This is a genomic window from Streptococcus cristatus ATCC 51100, assembly GCF_011612585.1.
GTDB classification, from domain to species: Bacteria; Bacillota; Bacilli; order Lactobacillales; family Streptococcaceae; genus Streptococcus; species Streptococcus cristatus_H.
In genome coordinates this window covers 1,325,301-1,340,475 of record NZ_CP050133.1, presented here as the reverse complement: position 1 = coordinate 1,340,475, position 15,175 = coordinate 1,325,301, and the positions used below count along the sequence as shown (strand labels likewise).

Below are 15,175 nucleotides of genomic sequence, written 5' to 3'. Positions count from 1 at the left end.
AATCAAATAACGTTTAATGTTTTAAAATATTTTAGTTCATTATATAGAAAATTAAAGGAGGACTTAATATGTCTATTATCATTGGTGCAGATGCTGCAGGTTTGAGATTGAAAGAAGTTGTGAAAGACTTCTTGGAAAAAGAAAACTTCCACGTTGTGGATGTTACAGCTGAAGGACAAGATTTTGTTGATGTGACTCTTGCTGTTGCTGCAGAAGTAAACAAAGAAGAACAAAACCTTGGTATCGTGATTGATGCTTATGGTGCTGGCCCATTCATGGTCGCAACTAAAATCAAAGGAATGGTTGCCGCAGAAGTATCTGATGAACGTTCAGCTTATATGACTCGTGGACACAACAACTCACGTATGATTACTATGGGAGCAGAAACTGTTGGTGATGAATTGGCGAAAAACATTGCTAAAGGTTTTGTTAATGGTAAATACGACGGTGGACGTCACCAAATCAGGGTCGATATGTTGAACAAAATGTGCTAATTGGTAGAGAGTAAGAAAGGTAAGATAAAAATGAGAATTGCAATTGGATGTGACCACATCGTAACAGATGAAAAAATGGCGGTTTCAGAATTTTTGAAATCAAAAGGACATGAAGTCATTGACTTTGGTACTTACGATCATGCTCGTACACACTACCCAATTTTTGGTAAAAAAGTGGGGGAAGCAGTTGTTAGCGGACAGGCTGATCTTGGTGTTTGTATCTGTGGTACCGGTGTTGGTATCAATAACGCTGTCAACAAAGTTCCAGGTGTACGCTCTGCCTTGGTTCGTGATATGACAACAGCTCTTTACGCTAAAGAACAGTTGAATGCCAACGTTATTGGTTTTGGTGGTAAGATTACTGGTGAATTGCTTATGTGCGATATCATTGAAGCTTTCATCAATGCTGAATACAAACCATCAGAAGAAAATAAAAAATTGATTGCTAAAATCGAGCACGTTGAAACTCACAATGCTCATCAAGCAGATGCAAACTTCTTTACAGAATTCCTTGAAAAATGGGATCGCGGTGAGTACCACGACTAAGAGGTGACGCATGATTTTAACAGTCACAATGAATCCATCCATTGATATTTCTTATCCTTTGGATGAATTAAAAATTGACACTGTCAACCGTGTGGTGGACGTGACCAAGACAGCTGGTGGTAAAGGTCTCAATGTTACACGAGTTCTTTCAGAATTTGGTGATTCTGTTGCTGCTACTGGTTTGGTCGGTGGTAAACTTGGTGAGTTTTTGGTAGAACATATCGATGATAAGGTCAGTAAACATTTCTTCACAATTCAAGGAGAAACACGTAACTGTATCGCTATCCTACACGGAGACAACCAAACAGAAATCCTTGAGAAAGGGCCTGAAGTTCTGGAACAAGAAGGTCAAGATTTTTTGGCTCATTTCGAGGATCTCCTTGACACTGTGGAAGTAGTGGCTATCTCTGGTAGTCTGCCAGCAGGTCTTCCAGTTGACTACTATGCAAGCTTGGTAGAACTTTCTAATCGAGCAGGAAAACCAGTTGTTCTGGACTGCTCAGGTGCAGCTCTTCAGGCAGTTCTTGAATCACCCCACAAACCAACAGTAATCAAACCAAATAACGAAGAATTGTCTCAGCTTCTTGGAAAGGAAGTTTCTGAGGATTTGGATGAATTAAAAGAAGTTCTTCAAGAGCCTTTGTTTGCAGGGATTGAGTGGATTATCGTTTCACTTGGAGCAAATGGTGCTTTTGCTAAACATGGTGGTACTTTCTACAAGGTAGATATTCCAAGAATTCAGGTAGTCAATCCTGTCGGATCTGGAGATTCTACTGTTGCAGGGATTTCATCAGGACTTCTTCATAAGGAAACTGATCAAGAACTCCTCATCAAGGCAAATGTCCTTGGTATGCTTAATGCTCAAGAAAAAATGACAGGTCATGTCAATATGGCCAACTATCAAGCTCTATATGATCAATTAATAGTAAAAGAGGTATAAAATGGCTTTAACAGAACAAAAACGCAAATATTTGGAAAAACTTTCTGACGAGAACGGCATCATCTCAGCTCTTGCCTTTGACCAACGTGGTGCTTTGAAACGCCTCATGGCTCAATACCAAACAGAAGAGCCAACAGTTGCTCAAATGGAAGAACTCAAAGTCTTGGTTGCAGATGAATTGACCAAATACGCATCCTCTATGCTTCTTGACCCTGAGTACGGACTTCCAGCTACAAAAGCACTTGCTCCAAATGCTGGTCTTCTCCTTGCTTATGAGAAAACTGGCTACGACACAACAAGCACCAAACGCTTGCCAGACTGCTTGGATATTTGGTCTGCCAAACGCATCAAAGAACAAGGTGCAGACGCTGTCAAATTCTTGCTTTACTATGATGTAGACAGTTCTGACGAACTCAACCAACAAAAACAAGCCTACATCGAACGCATCGGTTCTGAGTGTGTGGCGGAAGACATTCCGTTCTTCCTTGAAATCCTCGCTTACGATGAAAAAATAGCTGATGCAGGTTCTGCAGAATACGCCAAAGTAAAACCACACAAGGTTATCGGTGCTATGAAGGTCTTCTCAGACCCACGCTTCAACATCGATGTCTTAAAAGTGGAAGTTCCAGTCAACGTCAAATATGTTGAAGGCTTTGGCGATGGTGAAATCGTGCATACACGCGAAGAAGCGGCAGCCTTCTTCAAAGCGCAAGACGAAGCGACTAACTTGCCATATATCTACTTGAGTGCAGGTGTATCAGCTAGACTCTTCCAAGAAACCCTTGTCTTTGCCCACGAATCAGGCGCAAACTTCAACGGCGTTCTTTGCGGCCGTGCAACCTGGGCAGGGTCAGTTGAAGCCTACATTAAAGACGGTGAAGAAGCAGCTCGTAAATGGCTTCGTACAACTGGTTTTGAAAACATTGATGAGCTCAACAAGGTTCTTCAACAGACTGCGACTTCTTGGAAGGAACGCCTCTAATCTTGATTTTAGAATTCAAAAAACGTAGTAAGTTTTAGGACTTACTACGTTTTTCTTCTATATAAGCTAGTTTTTCAGCTCGTTTCTTCTTTTTGAAGAGGGCTTCAGCCGACATGGCTGCAGATTTGTCGGGGTATTCTTCTTGATAGATAAGCGTGACAGGTAATCGGGCACGGGTGTACTTGGCTCCTTTTCCAGCCTGATGTGTTTTGAGACGAGCTTCTACATCAGTGGTATAGCCTGTATAGAGGGTGCCGTCTCCGCATTCAAGGACGTACATATAGGCTTTATTTTCCATAGTAAATCTCTTGAATTTCTGGTGTATAGCTGCCGTCTTGCTCGTGGATAAAGAGGGGCGGGAGGATTTTCAGGCCGTCTGGTGAACCATCTTTGATAGCCTCGATTAAGAGCATATTTGCTTCCCTCCCCTGCTTGGGATAGACAAACTGGATGCGCTTGGGCGCTAGATTATGGTTTTTCATGGTTTCTAAAATATCCAAAAATCGGTCAGGACGGTGAACCATTGCTAAGCGGCCATTGGACTTGAGAACTCGCTGGGCAATCGTGCAAATTTCTTCTAAATTGGTAGCAACTTCGTGACGCGCTAGCAGATAATGCTCACTGCCGTTAAGATTGGAATGTTCATCTACCTTGAAATAGGGGGGATTGCAGAGAATGATGTCAACCTTACTGCCAGATATATGAGCTCCTAGATTTTTTAGGTCGTCATGGATGACCTGCATCTGTTGAGCAAGGTTATTTAATTCAATGGAACGCTGGGCCATATCTGCTAGACGCTCCTGAATTTCTACCGCTAGAATCTGGGCCTGAGTCCGTGTGCTAGCAAAGAGACCAACAGCCCCGTTTCCAGCGCAGAGATCAACGATGAGTCCTCGTTTGGGTAATTTTGGAAAGCGAGAAAGCAGGACACTATCGACTGAATAGCTAAAAACCTCGCTATTTTGAATGATTTTTATATCAGTGGAAAAGAGTTGGTTGACTCTTTCTCCGTCTTTTAATTTTGCTTCTGTCATACCAACATTATAGCATGATTAAGTGCTATTCCAAAGAAGAAAGAGAAATTTTATAGGAAAAAACACCTGACAGAAACAGTCAGGTGCGAATTTTAGTTGAATTCATATTTTTGCTTGATAGTACAAGCTATGAAAATTCCGATAAAGAAAACCATGAGAATCAGATAGACTGGCAAGGTTGCGGCTGTCAGCGTCGCAATTTCCAAAAGGTGTTGCAGGACAAAGGCGGATAGATAGAAGCCTGCGACTGAAAAAATGATCAGAAGAGCGCGCCAGAGGTTGAGTGGCAGACAGGCCCGGATGACTGACAAGAAGCTGATGCTGCCTAGTAAGTAGTAGGTCAGGGTGGCCATTTCTATGTCGCTCCAGCCATGGTTGCTACCCCAGATGCGAACAAATAGGACGCTGAAGACAATCATGAGGGAGCTTGGCAGAGCCAGCTGCAGGGAGCGTTTGAGGAAGTGCTTTTCAACCGGCTTAATATTGCGCTCAAAGGTGAGGACAAAGGGTGGAAAGCCTTCGACAAACTGGTCAATCAAGGTGATTTGAATCGGAATGAATGGGAAAATCAAGAGGTATTCAGATTTTCCTAGCAGGATACTGGCGATACAGATGATAGCCAGGATAAAGGAGTATATGGTCTTGATGAAGAAAATCGGAGCAATCCGGCCGATATTGTTAACGACTCGGCGGCCTTCAAAAAGAATCTCAGGGACATCGTTAAAGTCAGAGTTAAGAAGGACCAAGTTGGCAATTTGCCGAGTTGCGGGGTCTCCCTCGGCCATGACGATGGAACAGTCTGCTTCACGCAAGGCCAAGATATCATTAACACCATCTCCTGTCATGGCTGTTGTCCGACCAGCGGCCTTAAGAGTCTGGATGAGCAGTTTTTTCTGATGAGGAGAAACACGGCCGAAGATGGCAGTTTCTTCTGCTTGCTCAACCAGTTCTTGATCGCTGATTTTCGAGCAGTCGATGTAGCTGTCGTAGTTGGCAAATCCAGCCTGGCTCGCTATATGGGAAACAGTCACGGGATTGTCACCAGAGATGATTTTCAGATCAACATCCTGAGAGCGCAGGTAGTCCAGCGTCTCAGCCGCTCCCTCACGGATAGGATCAGTGATTTCCAGAACAGCTAAAGCGGTCATATCTTCAGGCAGTTGGATACTGTGTTTGTCTAGCACTTGGTCGCTGTGAGCCAGTACCAAAACCCGCGATCCGCGTTTTTGAGCCTCTCCAACCGCTGCAGGATTGCTGTCCAGCAGCATTTCAGGCGCTCCCAGAAAGATAGTTCCGACACTGGATAAATGCATAGCGCCCCATTTTCGGTCACTAGAAAATGGGATGACATTGTCGCTAGTATAGGTGTGTTCTAAATGGCCGTATCCCTTGCGGATAGCCTGAGCAGTTGGGTTATTATCCTCGCTTGTTTGGATGTAGGCTGCTAAGATTTGACCGACTGTCTCATCAGAAAACTTACCTGACAGACTATGCAAGGCTTCAACGGTCATCTTACCTTGGGTAATTGTTCCGGTCTTGTCCAGGCAGAGAGTATCCACCCGGGCCAGAGTTTCAACAGAATACATTTCCTGAACAAGAACCTTGCGCATACCTAGCTTGATGACAGCTGTCAGGAGTGACGTGACTGTCAGCAGGGCGATTCCCTTAGGCAGCATACCCAAAAGAGCTGTCGAGCTGGTAATGACAGAGTTTTTGACAGGCAATCCCTTTATCATCAGGGCTTCAAAGAAGAGAGCCAATCCGAAAGGAATAATGATTTTTCCAGTAAAGCGAGAAATTTTCGCAAGATTGTATAGAATGCGCGAGTTGATAGGCTTGAGAGTTTTGGCCTCAGTCATGAGCTTGTTGGCATAGTTGTCTGCGCCGACATGGTGCACCTCAGCATAAATCTGCCCACTAGCCAAAAAGCTACCAGACAGCAGCTCGGCGCCTTCTTCCTTGAGAACCAAATCACTCTCACCTGTCAGCATGGCTTCATTGGCCTCGGCAACCCCCTCTATTACATGGGCGTCACTGGGAATTTGCTCGCCGGCTGACAGCTTGATCAGATCGCCCAGTACAATTTCTTCTGGCTGAATCTTGACTTCCTGGCCGTCTCGGATAACTGTGACCAGCTCTCGGCTGACCAGATTGAGCTTGTCAATCATGTGTTTGGCTCGCAGTTCCGTAATAATACCAGTGACGGCGTTAAAGCTGATTACTGCGAAGAAGACTAGATTACTCCAGGCTTGGACAGAGACCAAGGCCAGAGCGATTACAAAGTTTAGGGCATTAAAAAGGGTGAAAACATTCCGCTTAACGATTTGCCAGTTACTAGTACTGGTGTCACTTGTAAAATCGTTGGTCAAGCCCTGCGAAATCTTTTCATCTACTTGGATTTGGTTTAAACCGATTAATTCTTTCTTGTTCATGAGATTAATGATACCATTTTTTTATGGAAATGGCTATCAGAATCAGCTGTTACAGCCAAAGTTTGGAAAAATATTGCAGACTATAAGGGTATAGGGTATAATGGGAAAGGATGTAATAAATTTCAAGTACAATCACAATTTGAAATAAGGAGAGTTTATGTTTTATACCTATTTGCGAGGTTTAGTGATTTTTATCCTGTGGACCTTGAATGGCAATGCCCATTACCATAATAAAGAGAAGATTCCTTCACAAGATGAAAACTATATCTTGGTTGCCCCTCACCGGACATGGTGGGATCCAGTTTACATGGCTTTTGCGACCAAGCCCAAGCAGTTCATTTTCATGGCCAAGAAACAGCTTTTTGAAAATCGGGTGTTCGGCTGGTGGATTCGCATGTGTGGTGCCTTTCCTATCGACCGAGAAAATCCTGGCCCGTCAGCTATCAAATACCCTGTCAATATGCTGAAAAAGAGTAATCGTTCCCTTATTATGTTCCCGAGCGGCAGCCGTCATTCTACGGATGTCAAGGGAGGAGTGGCAGTGATTGCTAAGATGGCTAAGGTTCGGATCATGCCAGTTGTCTATGCTGGTCCCATGAGCCTCAAAGGTTTGGCAGCTGGGGAGCGCGTGGATATGAACTTCGGCAATCCAATTGATATTTCTGATATCAAAAAGATGAACGATGAAGGAGTTGAGGAAGTGGCTCGTCGGATTCAGGCAGAGTTTGACCGCTTGGATGCAGAAGTAGCGCCTTACCAGACAGGTAAAAAACCAAATATCTTCTGGCGGATTTTACGAGCAATTGCCTTTATTCCAGCAGCTTTGATTGGTATTCTGACCTTCATTTTTAGTTTCCTTGCAAGCTTTGTCTGGGATCCAGATAAGCATAGGAAATAAGAAACTAATCAGCTTCAGTTTCCTGAGCAATCTTGCTTGGGAGCTGATTTTTGTATGTGAGTGAGTTATAATGTAGGTATGTTTTATAAGGAGGATGCTGTGGCTCTTGCTTTTTTATCTTTTGTAACCTTATCACTGTTTATGCTGCACGAGTTTGATGAGATTATCCTGATTCGGCCTTGGATTTCTCAGAATCAAAACCATCAAGGCTATCAAAAGGAGATGTTCATTGCCAGAAGAGGAAGTTATCTTTCTGCTGAAAGTATTGCTCTGATGATTGCAGAGGAATTTCTACTGGCTTTTATCCTTTTGTTGCTTGCCATTCTATTTCGCATTCCTGAGCTAGCTTTGGCTATTGGTTTCTGTCACACTCTCCATCTGCTGGGCCATATTATGCAAGTGTTTCGCTTTCGTCGCTGGGTACCGGGCGGCTTCACAGCTTTGACAACTTTTCCTATACTCATCTTAGTCTTTGTCCTTTATCTGAGTCAGCAGTCGGTTTCTTGGTCGCTGCTTCTGATTCTAAGCGCACTGGTCATGGCTTTTCTTTTGGCAAATCTGGCTTTTTTACATAGCAGATCTCAAAAGATAGAAGCTTGGATATACAGGATAAGCAAAGCAGACTGATATTGCAGCTTCTATTTTTGTCAATGGCCTTTCTATCTATACGACTTCTTGCAAAATAAAGATTTTAAAATATGACAAGCTGAAAATTCTCTCGGTTTGTCATATTTTTTTGAATTTTTTACGAATATAAAGATAAAGGAGAAAAAAATATGTTTGAAGAAATAGTTGAAAAATTAAAGGAATACAAGATATTTATTGGACTTTCTTTGATAGGAGTCGTCTTGGCTGGCTTTTTCTTGCTGAAGGGCAATGCTCAGCCACAGAATCAGGTCAGCGCACTGGCTCAGGAAGTGGTTACATCAGCTTCATCTGAAACCAATGCAGAAAAAAGAAGTGCGAATCAAGAAAAAATCGATTCAGAAAAAGATATGGATCCAGAGGAATCTGAGAAAGAAGTAACAGTTGATGTCAAAGGGGCTGTCAAAAATCCAGGAGTTTATCAGTTGCAGGCAGGAGCGCGTGTGCATGATGCCCTACAAAAAGCAGGTGGCCTATTGCCAGATGCCGAGTCAAAATCCATCAACCAAGCACAAAAATTAACAGATGAGGCAGTTGTCTATGTAGCTAAAGTCGGTGAGGAAGGGGCAGATGTGACGCAAGCTAGTCAGACGCCCGCTGGAAATGGAGAAAAGGCAAAAGGGAAGTCTGGCTTGGTCAATCTCAATACGGCGACCGAAGCTGAACTTCAGACAGTTTCAGGCATCGGTCAAAAGAAGGCGCAAGACATCATTGCTTATCGAGAAGCAAATGGTAAATTTAAGTCAGTAGACGAGCTGAAAAATGTTTCAGGAATCGGTGCAAAAACCTTAGAAAAGTTAAAAGACTATGTCACAGTGGATAAATAAACTTCCCATCAAACCCATCTATTTTTGTCTTTTGCTGGTGCTGACCTACTTTGCGATTTACACTAGTAGTCTACTAGCCTATCTAGGTTTAGCAGTCCTCCTTGTTCGGCTCTTTTGGCTTTATTCGACTAGAAATAGTCTGCTTGTTTTGGTGCTTTTGAGTCTCTTTACAGGATTTTTCCTATTTCGGAGAGAAATGGCTAATCAAGCCTTTCAAGATGAGCCGAAAACCATCTCTGCCATTGTGATCAAGCCAGATACAATCAAAGTCAATGGCGACTCGCTTTCTTTTCGCGGTCATTCTAATGGTCGAACTTATCAGGCCTTTTATAAAATCCAGTCAGAAAAGGGAAAAATCGCTTTTCAAAAGCTGAGCGATCAACTGCTTTTGGAGATTGATGGAGATCTTAGTTTAGCAGAAGACCAGCGCAATTTTTCAGGCTTTGACTATCGGGCTTATCTAAAAACGCAGGGGATTTACAGGATTTTGAAAATCAATCAAATCAAGTCCAGTCAGCATTTTAGCAGTCTTAATCCTTGGGACTGGCTGTCGGTCTGGCGCAGAAAAGCCTTGGTTTATATCAAGGAAAATTTTCCTAGCCCCATGAGCCACTATATGACTGGACTTTTGTTTGGTGATTTGGACACAGATTTTGCTGAGATGAATGAACTTTATTCTAGTCTGGGGATTATCCATCTCTTTGCCCTATCGGGCATGCAGGTCGGCTATTTCATGGATGGTTTTCGCAGAATTCTCCTCAAATCTGGTTTGAAAAGAGAGACCGTTGATTGGATACAGCTGCCCTTTTCCTTCCTCTATGCGGGTTTGACGGGCTTTTCAGTATCGGTCGTGAGGAGTTTAGTACAAAAGCTGCTCTCGCAGTTTGGTGTGACTAAGCTGGACAACTTTGCTTTGACAATCATGCTCTTAGCCATGTTCATGCCCAATTTTCTCTTGACGACGGGTGGCGTTCTTTCCTGTGCCTATGCTTTTGTCATCTCTGTCATGGATTTTGAGCATTTACCTTCTATGAGAAAGGTGCTGGCAGAAAGTTTGACCATTTCACTGGGAATTTTGCCGATTCTGATTTTCTATTTTTCAGAGTTTCAGCCTTGGTCTATTCTGCTGACCTTTCTATTCTCAGTTGTTTTTGATCTTTTTATGCTTCCAGCCCTGACCTTTATTTTTGTCCTATCACCTCTTTTGAAAATCACTCAGGTCAATGTCTTATTTGAACTGCTGGAAGGGCTAATCCGTTGGACAGCCTCTATTTCTTCTCGACCAGTGATTTTCGGTCAGCCATCTATCTGGATGATGCTAGGCCTGCTTATCACTCTTGGCTTGCTCTATGATTTTCGCAGACAGAAGAAAGTTGTGACCTTACTTAGCTTGGTTCTTGCTCTGCTATTTTTTCTCACAAAGCATCCTCTACAAAATGAAATTACAGTTATTGATATTGGGCAGGGGGATAGCATTTTCTTGCGCGATTGGCGGGGAAAATCTGTTCTGATTGATGTAGGTGGTCGAGTGGAGATTGGCAAGAAAGAAGCATGGCAGAAGCGGATTTTTTCGACAAATGCAGAAAAGACCTTGATTCCCTATCTGAAAAGTCGGGGAGTGAGCCGCTTGGATGTGCTGGTTTTGACCCACACCGATACGGACCATATGGGAGATATGCTGGAAGTAGCCAAGCATTTTTCTATAAAGGAAATTTATGTATCTAAGGGAAGTTTGACCCAGTCGGATTTTGTGGAGAAACTGGAGCGTATGCAAACAAGAGTTCATGCGGTAGAAGTAGGAGATAACTTTCCGATTTTTGATGGAGCATTGCAAGTTCTTTATCCTGAGGAGACGGGCGACGGCAGTAATGACGACTCTGTCGTCTTATATGGACAATTTTTTGGAACCAGCTTTTTGTTTACGGGAGATTTAGAGGAGAAAGGCGAAGCTACCTTGATGCGGCGTTTTCCGCAACTCAAGGTGGATGTCTTAAAAGCAGGACACCACGGTTCTAAAGGATCCTCTAGCCCAGAATTTTTACATCAGCTTCAGCCCAAAATTGCCCTCATTTCTGCAGGTAGGAATAACCGCTACAAGCATCCTCATCAGGAAACTCTGGACAGATTTAAGAACATTCAGACACAGATTTTCCGTACAGATGAGCAAGGAGCTATTCGCTTCCGTGGCTGGGGTTCATGGGAAATCGAAACGGTAAAGTAACCCCTGTTTCCTTGCTCTAAGAGCAATCCGAGATTAACTTACCTTGATTTCGAGCTAAAATTATGATACAATGAATCTTATTAATAAAAATTTAAAGGAGATTTCTATGTTTTCTGCTTATAAAAAATTTTGGACTCGTTATGCAGACTTTAGTGGTCGTTCAAGCCGTTCGGATTACTGGTGGGTTGTCCTATGTAATTTTTTGATTACCTTACCATTTTCGTTGATTGCCTTTTTCGGTTTCCTTATTCCACTTTTTAGTGAAATTTATTATGCGGGATTGTACGATTATGAACCTGATTTATCTGGAGCTATGGCTGGCGCTGGTTTGGCTGCGTTCATCATGTTCTTGCTTGCCATCTATGGACTTGCAACGATCGTTCCCCATCTTGCTATCACAGTTCGTCGTCTTCGCGACGCTGGCTTCCACTGGGCATTTATTTTTCTGGGAGTAGGGCCAACAATAGCTTCTTTCATTCCAGTTTTGAATATTTTAGCTGCTTTGGTTTCTCTGCCATGTGGTATTGCTTTAATTGTCTTGCTTTGCCAAGCTAGCAAACCAGCTCAGCAAGTTAAAGGGGCTCCTTATGGTCAACAAGGATTCCAAGGTCAGCAATTTGGTCAAGCTCAACAACCAGTTCAAAACCAACAGTTTGTTCAGCCTGGATTCCAAGGACAACAACAGCCGACACAAAACCAACAATTTGGTCAAGTTCAACAGCCAGCTCAAAACCAACAGTTTAGTCAGCCTGTTAACCAAGAGCAACCATTTGCTCAGCAACAAGCACCAGTTCAAAATCAAGGATTTGGTCAGCCTCAGCAACCTTTTGGTCAGAATCAAGTGAACCAGCCAACTCAACCGTTTGCTGCTAGCCAAGCCCAAACTCAAGAATCAACTCAATCAGCATTCTCAGCATCAGTTTCAGAACCAGCTGAATCAGTTCATTCAGTAGAAGCTCATCAGTCTCAAGCTGAAACTGCAGAACAGGCTCTGGGAACTGCTTCTGAACAAATCAACAACTCAGAGTCAATCTCTCAATAAAATCTATAAGATATCAACCCTAGATAGTTTCAATCTATCTGGGGTTTCTTTGTCGTCTTTTAAACTTTTGTAACCAAAATGACTTTCTATTCGTTATACTAGTAGAAAGGGGGAAGAATAGAAAAGTATTGAATAGAGAAAAGTAGTATCAAATGAAAAGTAGCAGCTGCGAGCTTTGGATTAGAAAGACTTTTTACTATTATTCTGCTTTTTTAAGGAATGCAAGTAAGGAGAGATTTGAGGAGAAGTTGTGGGGAGGTGAGATTATCAAACTGGATGAATACGAAAACATCTTGATTGGCTTTGCCCGAGAGATTGTTTTCTACTTGCAAAAGTCAGGAGCTTCTAAGGCCGAGGCAGAAGATGTGGTACAGGATGTTTTTGTCAAAATGTTAGAGACTGATCTGGTCATCCCAGCAGAGAAGATGCGAGCTTGGATGTATCGGGTTTCCATCCGCCGCTACATCGATCGCTATAGGCGCGATCAGCATTATCTAGAAATTTTGCAAAAGGAATTTTTCAAACAAGATGTGATTCAACCATTTGAGAACGACCATTATGAGCTGTTAAGGTTGACGATAGAAGAGCTCCCAACTAAGGAAGCAATGCTTTTAGATCTTTATTATTTCCAAAATTTTACAGTAAAGGAAATCGCTCAAATTATGTCGTATTCTGTAAGTAAAGTGAAAGTACAACTCATGCGTAGCCGAATTAAGCTCCGCCATAAATTGGAAAAGAAAGGATATAAAAATGGAAACATTTGAAATTTTAGCGAAGAAAAGTAAACGGAAACGACTTTGGAAGACAGTTGCCATCAGTAGTCTTGTCTCCTTAGCTTTATTGCTTTTACTAGGAAAGGGATTGATAGAATTAGCCTCGAGTAATGGTCGAAATTTGCAGAAAGAGTACGAAGTTATGTCGGAAATCGCCTACCCTAATGTTGACTATGACAGTCTTTACTACACTCAAAATTCTTTGTTTTCAGGAACCTTACATTCTGATCGTTTCAAAGATTTAGATGGAGTGAAGGTGGCTTATCCTTCCTATGAGGGGAACTATTCACTCATAGGTGCTTTTAGAGATCCGACTGCGGAAGGGACTTATTTGTCTCTCTCAGGAACCTATACGCGAACCCTGCGTCAAAAATATCCGGTCTTCTATAATATCAATGTCAAAGGGACAAAGGATAGTAATTCTATACCTAAGGAGTTGGCTTCTGTCAAAGAAATGCCAAATCAATTGGTGGAAGTAGCTTTGACTTTTGATAAAGCTTATACTTATAAGGAAATCCAGAAGATGATACCGAACAATCTCAAGATTAACTGGTACTGGATTGGCAGTCAGTCAGAAGATGTTGACAATACTGGGGCATTGCGCACTGATCCTAAGACGACTTACGGAGCTAACGCTGGTCTTCTCTTTACTTATGATTCAGATGTTAGAAAGAAGGCAAAAGAGGCTAAGAAAGAGCAGCAGACTTTCTTGGATTATCTGAAAAAGGCAGATAAAAATCTTTTCCCAAGTGTTAGTGGGTACAACACGTACAATGATGTGGAGTCCTATCTCAAGAAATTTGGTCAGCTAGATATTCGTGAAGCAGAAAATCGGGATCAATTAACTTTCTCTGGTGTCATCTTGACAGGAAAAGCTGAAAATTTCGCTCAACTAGAAGAGAAAGAATGGATTTATGCTTCCAGTATTGGTGCTTCTGTTCCCAATCAGCCTTACTATAAGCTAGATAAGGAATAATTGACAAAAAATGTGTAAAAGGCTTGCATTTTCAGTAAAATTTGATAAAATAGTAAGGAAAGTTAGACTGTATTGCCTACTGTCTATCTATAAAATATATTTTATTGGAGGCTTTTACTCAAATGGCAAAAGAAAAATACGATCGTAGTAAACCACACGTTAACATTGGTACTATCGGACACGTTGACCACGGTAAAACTACTTTGACAGCAGCTATCACAACTGTATTGGCACGTCGCTTGCCTTCATCAGTTAACCAACCAAAAGACTATGCGTCTATCGATGCTGCTCCAGAAGAACGTGAACGTGGTATCACTATCAACACTGCGCACGTTGAGTACGAAACTGAAAAACGTCACTACGCTCACATCGACGCTCCAGGACACGCGGACTACGTTAAAAACATGATCACTGGTGCCGCTCAAATGGACGGAGCTATCCTTGTAGTAGCTTCAACTGACGGACCAATGCCACAAACTCGTGAGCACATCCTTCTTTCACGTCAGGTTGGTGTTAAACACCTTATCGTCTTCATGAACAAGATCGACTTGGTTGATGACGAAGAATTGCTTGAATTGGTTGAAATGGAAATCCGTGACCTCTTGTCAGAATACGACTTCCCAGGTGACGATCTTCCAGTTATCCAAGGTTCAGCTCTTAAAGCTCTTGAAGGTGATACTAAGTACGAAGACATCATCATGGAATTGATGAACACTGTTGATGAGTACATCCCAGAACCAGAACGTGATACTGACAAACCTCTTCTTCTTCCAGTCGAAGACGTATTCTCAATCACTGGTCGTGGTACAGTTGCTTCAGGACGTATCGACCGTGGTACTGTTCGTGTCAACGATGAAATCGAAATCGTTGGTATCAAAGAAGAAATCCAAAAAGCAGTTGTTACTGGTGTTGAAATGTTCCGTAAACAGCTTGACGAAGGTCTTGCAGGGGACAACGTAGGTGTACTTCTTCGTGGTATCCAACGTGATGAAATCGAACGTGGTCAAGTTATCGCTAAACCAGGTTCAATCAACCCACACACTAAATTCAAGGGTGAAGTTTACATCCTTACTAAAGAAGAAGGTGGACGTCACACTCCATTCTTCAACAACTACCGTCCACAGTTCTACTTCCGTACAACTGACGTTACAGGTTCAATCGAACTTCCAGCAGGTACTGAAATGGTAATGCCTGGTGATAACGTAACTATCGACGTTGAGTTGATCCACCCAATCGCCGTTGAACAAGGTACTACTTTCTCTATCCGTGAAGGTGGACGTACTGTTGGTTCAGGTATGGTTACTGAAATCGAAGCTTAATTCGATTTCGTTCCCAGATAACAATTATAAAATCAGACACGAAAAG

The 15,175-nt window shown here is 42.5% G+C and carries 15 protein-coding genes; 12 read left to right on the top strand and 3 right to left on the bottom strand.

Going from position 1 to position 15,175, the window contains the following annotated elements; translation table 11 throughout:
* The first annotated feature begins 68 nt into the window (after positions 1 to 68).
* From lacA to lacD, 4 genes are read left to right on the top strand one after another with little or no spacing between them, the layout of a single operon-like run.
* The gene (lacA, locus tag HBA50_RS06700) at positions 69 to 494 is read left to right on the top strand and encodes a galactose-6-phosphate isomerase subunit LacA (RefSeq protein WP_005590669.1); all 426 of its coding nucleotides are present in this window, start codon (positions 69 to 71) and stop codon (positions 492 to 494) included.
* 30 nt (positions 495 to 524) lie between these two features.
* Positions 525 to 1,040, top strand: a complete 516-nt coding sequence (gene lacB, locus HBA50_RS06695; RefSeq protein WP_045499324.1) for a galactose-6-phosphate isomerase subunit LacB — start codon at positions 525 to 527, stop codon at positions 1,038 to 1,040.
* A gap of 10 nt (positions 1,041 to 1,050) precedes the next feature.
* Positions 1,051 to 1,980, top strand: a complete 930-nt coding sequence (locus HBA50_RS06690) for a tagatose-6-phosphate kinase (protein ID WP_045499327.1) — start codon at positions 1,051 to 1,053, stop codon at positions 1,978 to 1,980.
* Between the two features lies 1 nt (position 1,981).
* The gene (gene lacD, locus HBA50_RS06685; RefSeq protein ID WP_045499329.1) at positions 1,982 to 2,962 is read left to right on the top strand and encodes a tagatose-bisphosphate aldolase; all 981 of its coding nucleotides are present in this window, start codon (positions 1,982 to 1,984) and stop codon (positions 2,960 to 2,962) included.
* Between the two features lie 34 nt (positions 2,963 to 2,996).
* On the opposite strand, the gene HBA50_RS06680 is transcribed toward lacD, so the two are convergent.
* The 3 genes from HBA50_RS06680 to HBA50_RS06670 form a co-directional block, all read right to left on the bottom strand.
* Entirely contained in the window at positions 2,997 to 3,260 is a 264-nt protein-coding gene (locus HBA50_RS06680) for a GIY-YIG nuclease family protein (RefSeq protein WP_045499331.1), read from the bottom strand.
* The gene (locus tag HBA50_RS06675; protein WP_045499334.1) at positions 3,250 to 3,996 is read right to left on the bottom strand and encodes a tRNA1(Val) (adenine(37)-N6)-methyltransferase; all 747 of its coding nucleotides are present in this window, start codon (positions 3,994 to 3,996) and stop codon (positions 3,250 to 3,252) included. The genes HBA50_RS06680 and HBA50_RS06675 overlap by 11 nt, the downstream gene beginning before the upstream one ends.
* 92 nt (positions 3,997 to 4,088) lie before the next feature.
* Positions 4,089 to 6,428 (bottom strand): cation-translocating P-type ATPase, encoded by a 2,340-nt coding sequence (locus HBA50_RS06670; protein ID WP_045499337.1) that lies wholly within the window; start codon positions 6,426 to 6,428, stop codon positions 4,089 to 4,091.
* A 157-nt stretch (positions 6,429 to 6,585) separates the two neighbouring features.
* Here HBA50_RS06670 and HBA50_RS06665 point away from each other — a divergent pair, with 157 nt between their 5' ends.
* The 8 genes from HBA50_RS06665 (at position 6,586) to tuf (ending at position 15,129) form a co-directional block, all read left to right on the top strand.
* Positions 6,586 to 7,326 carry a lysophospholipid acyltransferase family protein gene (locus HBA50_RS06665; protein ID WP_045499340.1) on the top strand — a complete coding sequence of 247 codons (741 nt, stop codon included), beginning with the start codon at positions 6,586 to 6,588 and terminating at the stop codon, positions 7,324 to 7,326.
* A 78-nt stretch (positions 7,327 to 7,404) separates the two neighbouring features.
* Complete coding sequence (locus HBA50_RS06660) at positions 7,405 to 7,953, top strand: HXXEE domain-containing protein (RefSeq protein WP_045499343.1); 549 nt, start codon at positions 7,405 to 7,407, stop codon at positions 7,951 to 7,953.
* A gap of 149 nt (positions 7,954 to 8,102) precedes the next feature.
* Positions 8,103 to 8,798, top strand: a complete 696-nt coding sequence (locus HBA50_RS06655) for a helix-hairpin-helix domain-containing protein (RefSeq protein WP_045499346.1) — start codon at positions 8,103 to 8,105, stop codon at positions 8,796 to 8,798.
* Positions 8,779 to 11,019 carry a DNA internalization-related competence protein ComEC/Rec2 gene (locus HBA50_RS06650; RefSeq protein ID WP_045499349.1) on the top strand — a complete coding sequence of 747 codons (2,241 nt, stop codon included), beginning with the start codon at positions 8,779 to 8,781 and terminating at the stop codon, positions 11,017 to 11,019. Before HBA50_RS06655 ends, HBA50_RS06650 begins: the two co-directional genes overlap by 20 nt.
* A gap of 106 nt (positions 11,020 to 11,125) precedes the next feature.
* A complete protein-coding gene (locus tag HBA50_RS06645) occupies positions 11,126 to 12,061 on the top strand; it encodes a DUF805 domain-containing protein (RefSeq protein ID WP_045499352.1) in 936 nt (311 codons plus the stop codon).
* 293 nt (positions 12,062 to 12,354) lie between these two features.
* On the top strand, positions 12,355 to 12,825 hold the full coding sequence (locus HBA50_RS06640; protein ID WP_179856623.1) for an RNA polymerase sigma factor: 471 nt from the start codon (positions 12,355 to 12,357) through the stop codon (positions 12,823 to 12,825).
* Positions 12,812 to 13,810 carry an anti sigma factor C-terminal domain-containing protein gene (locus HBA50_RS06635; RefSeq protein WP_045499358.1) on the top strand — a complete coding sequence of 333 codons (999 nt, stop codon included), beginning with the start codon at positions 12,812 to 12,814 and terminating at the stop codon, positions 13,808 to 13,810. The genes HBA50_RS06640 and HBA50_RS06635 overlap by 14 nt, the downstream gene beginning before the upstream one ends.
* Before the next feature lie 122 nt (positions 13,811 to 13,932).
* Positions 13,933 to 15,129: an elongation factor Tu gene (gene tuf, locus HBA50_RS06630; protein ID WP_005590656.1), complete on the top strand. Its 1,197-nt coding sequence runs from the start codon at positions 13,933 to 13,935 to the stop codon at positions 15,127 to 15,129.
* Positions 15,130 to 15,175 lie beyond the last annotated feature (46 nt).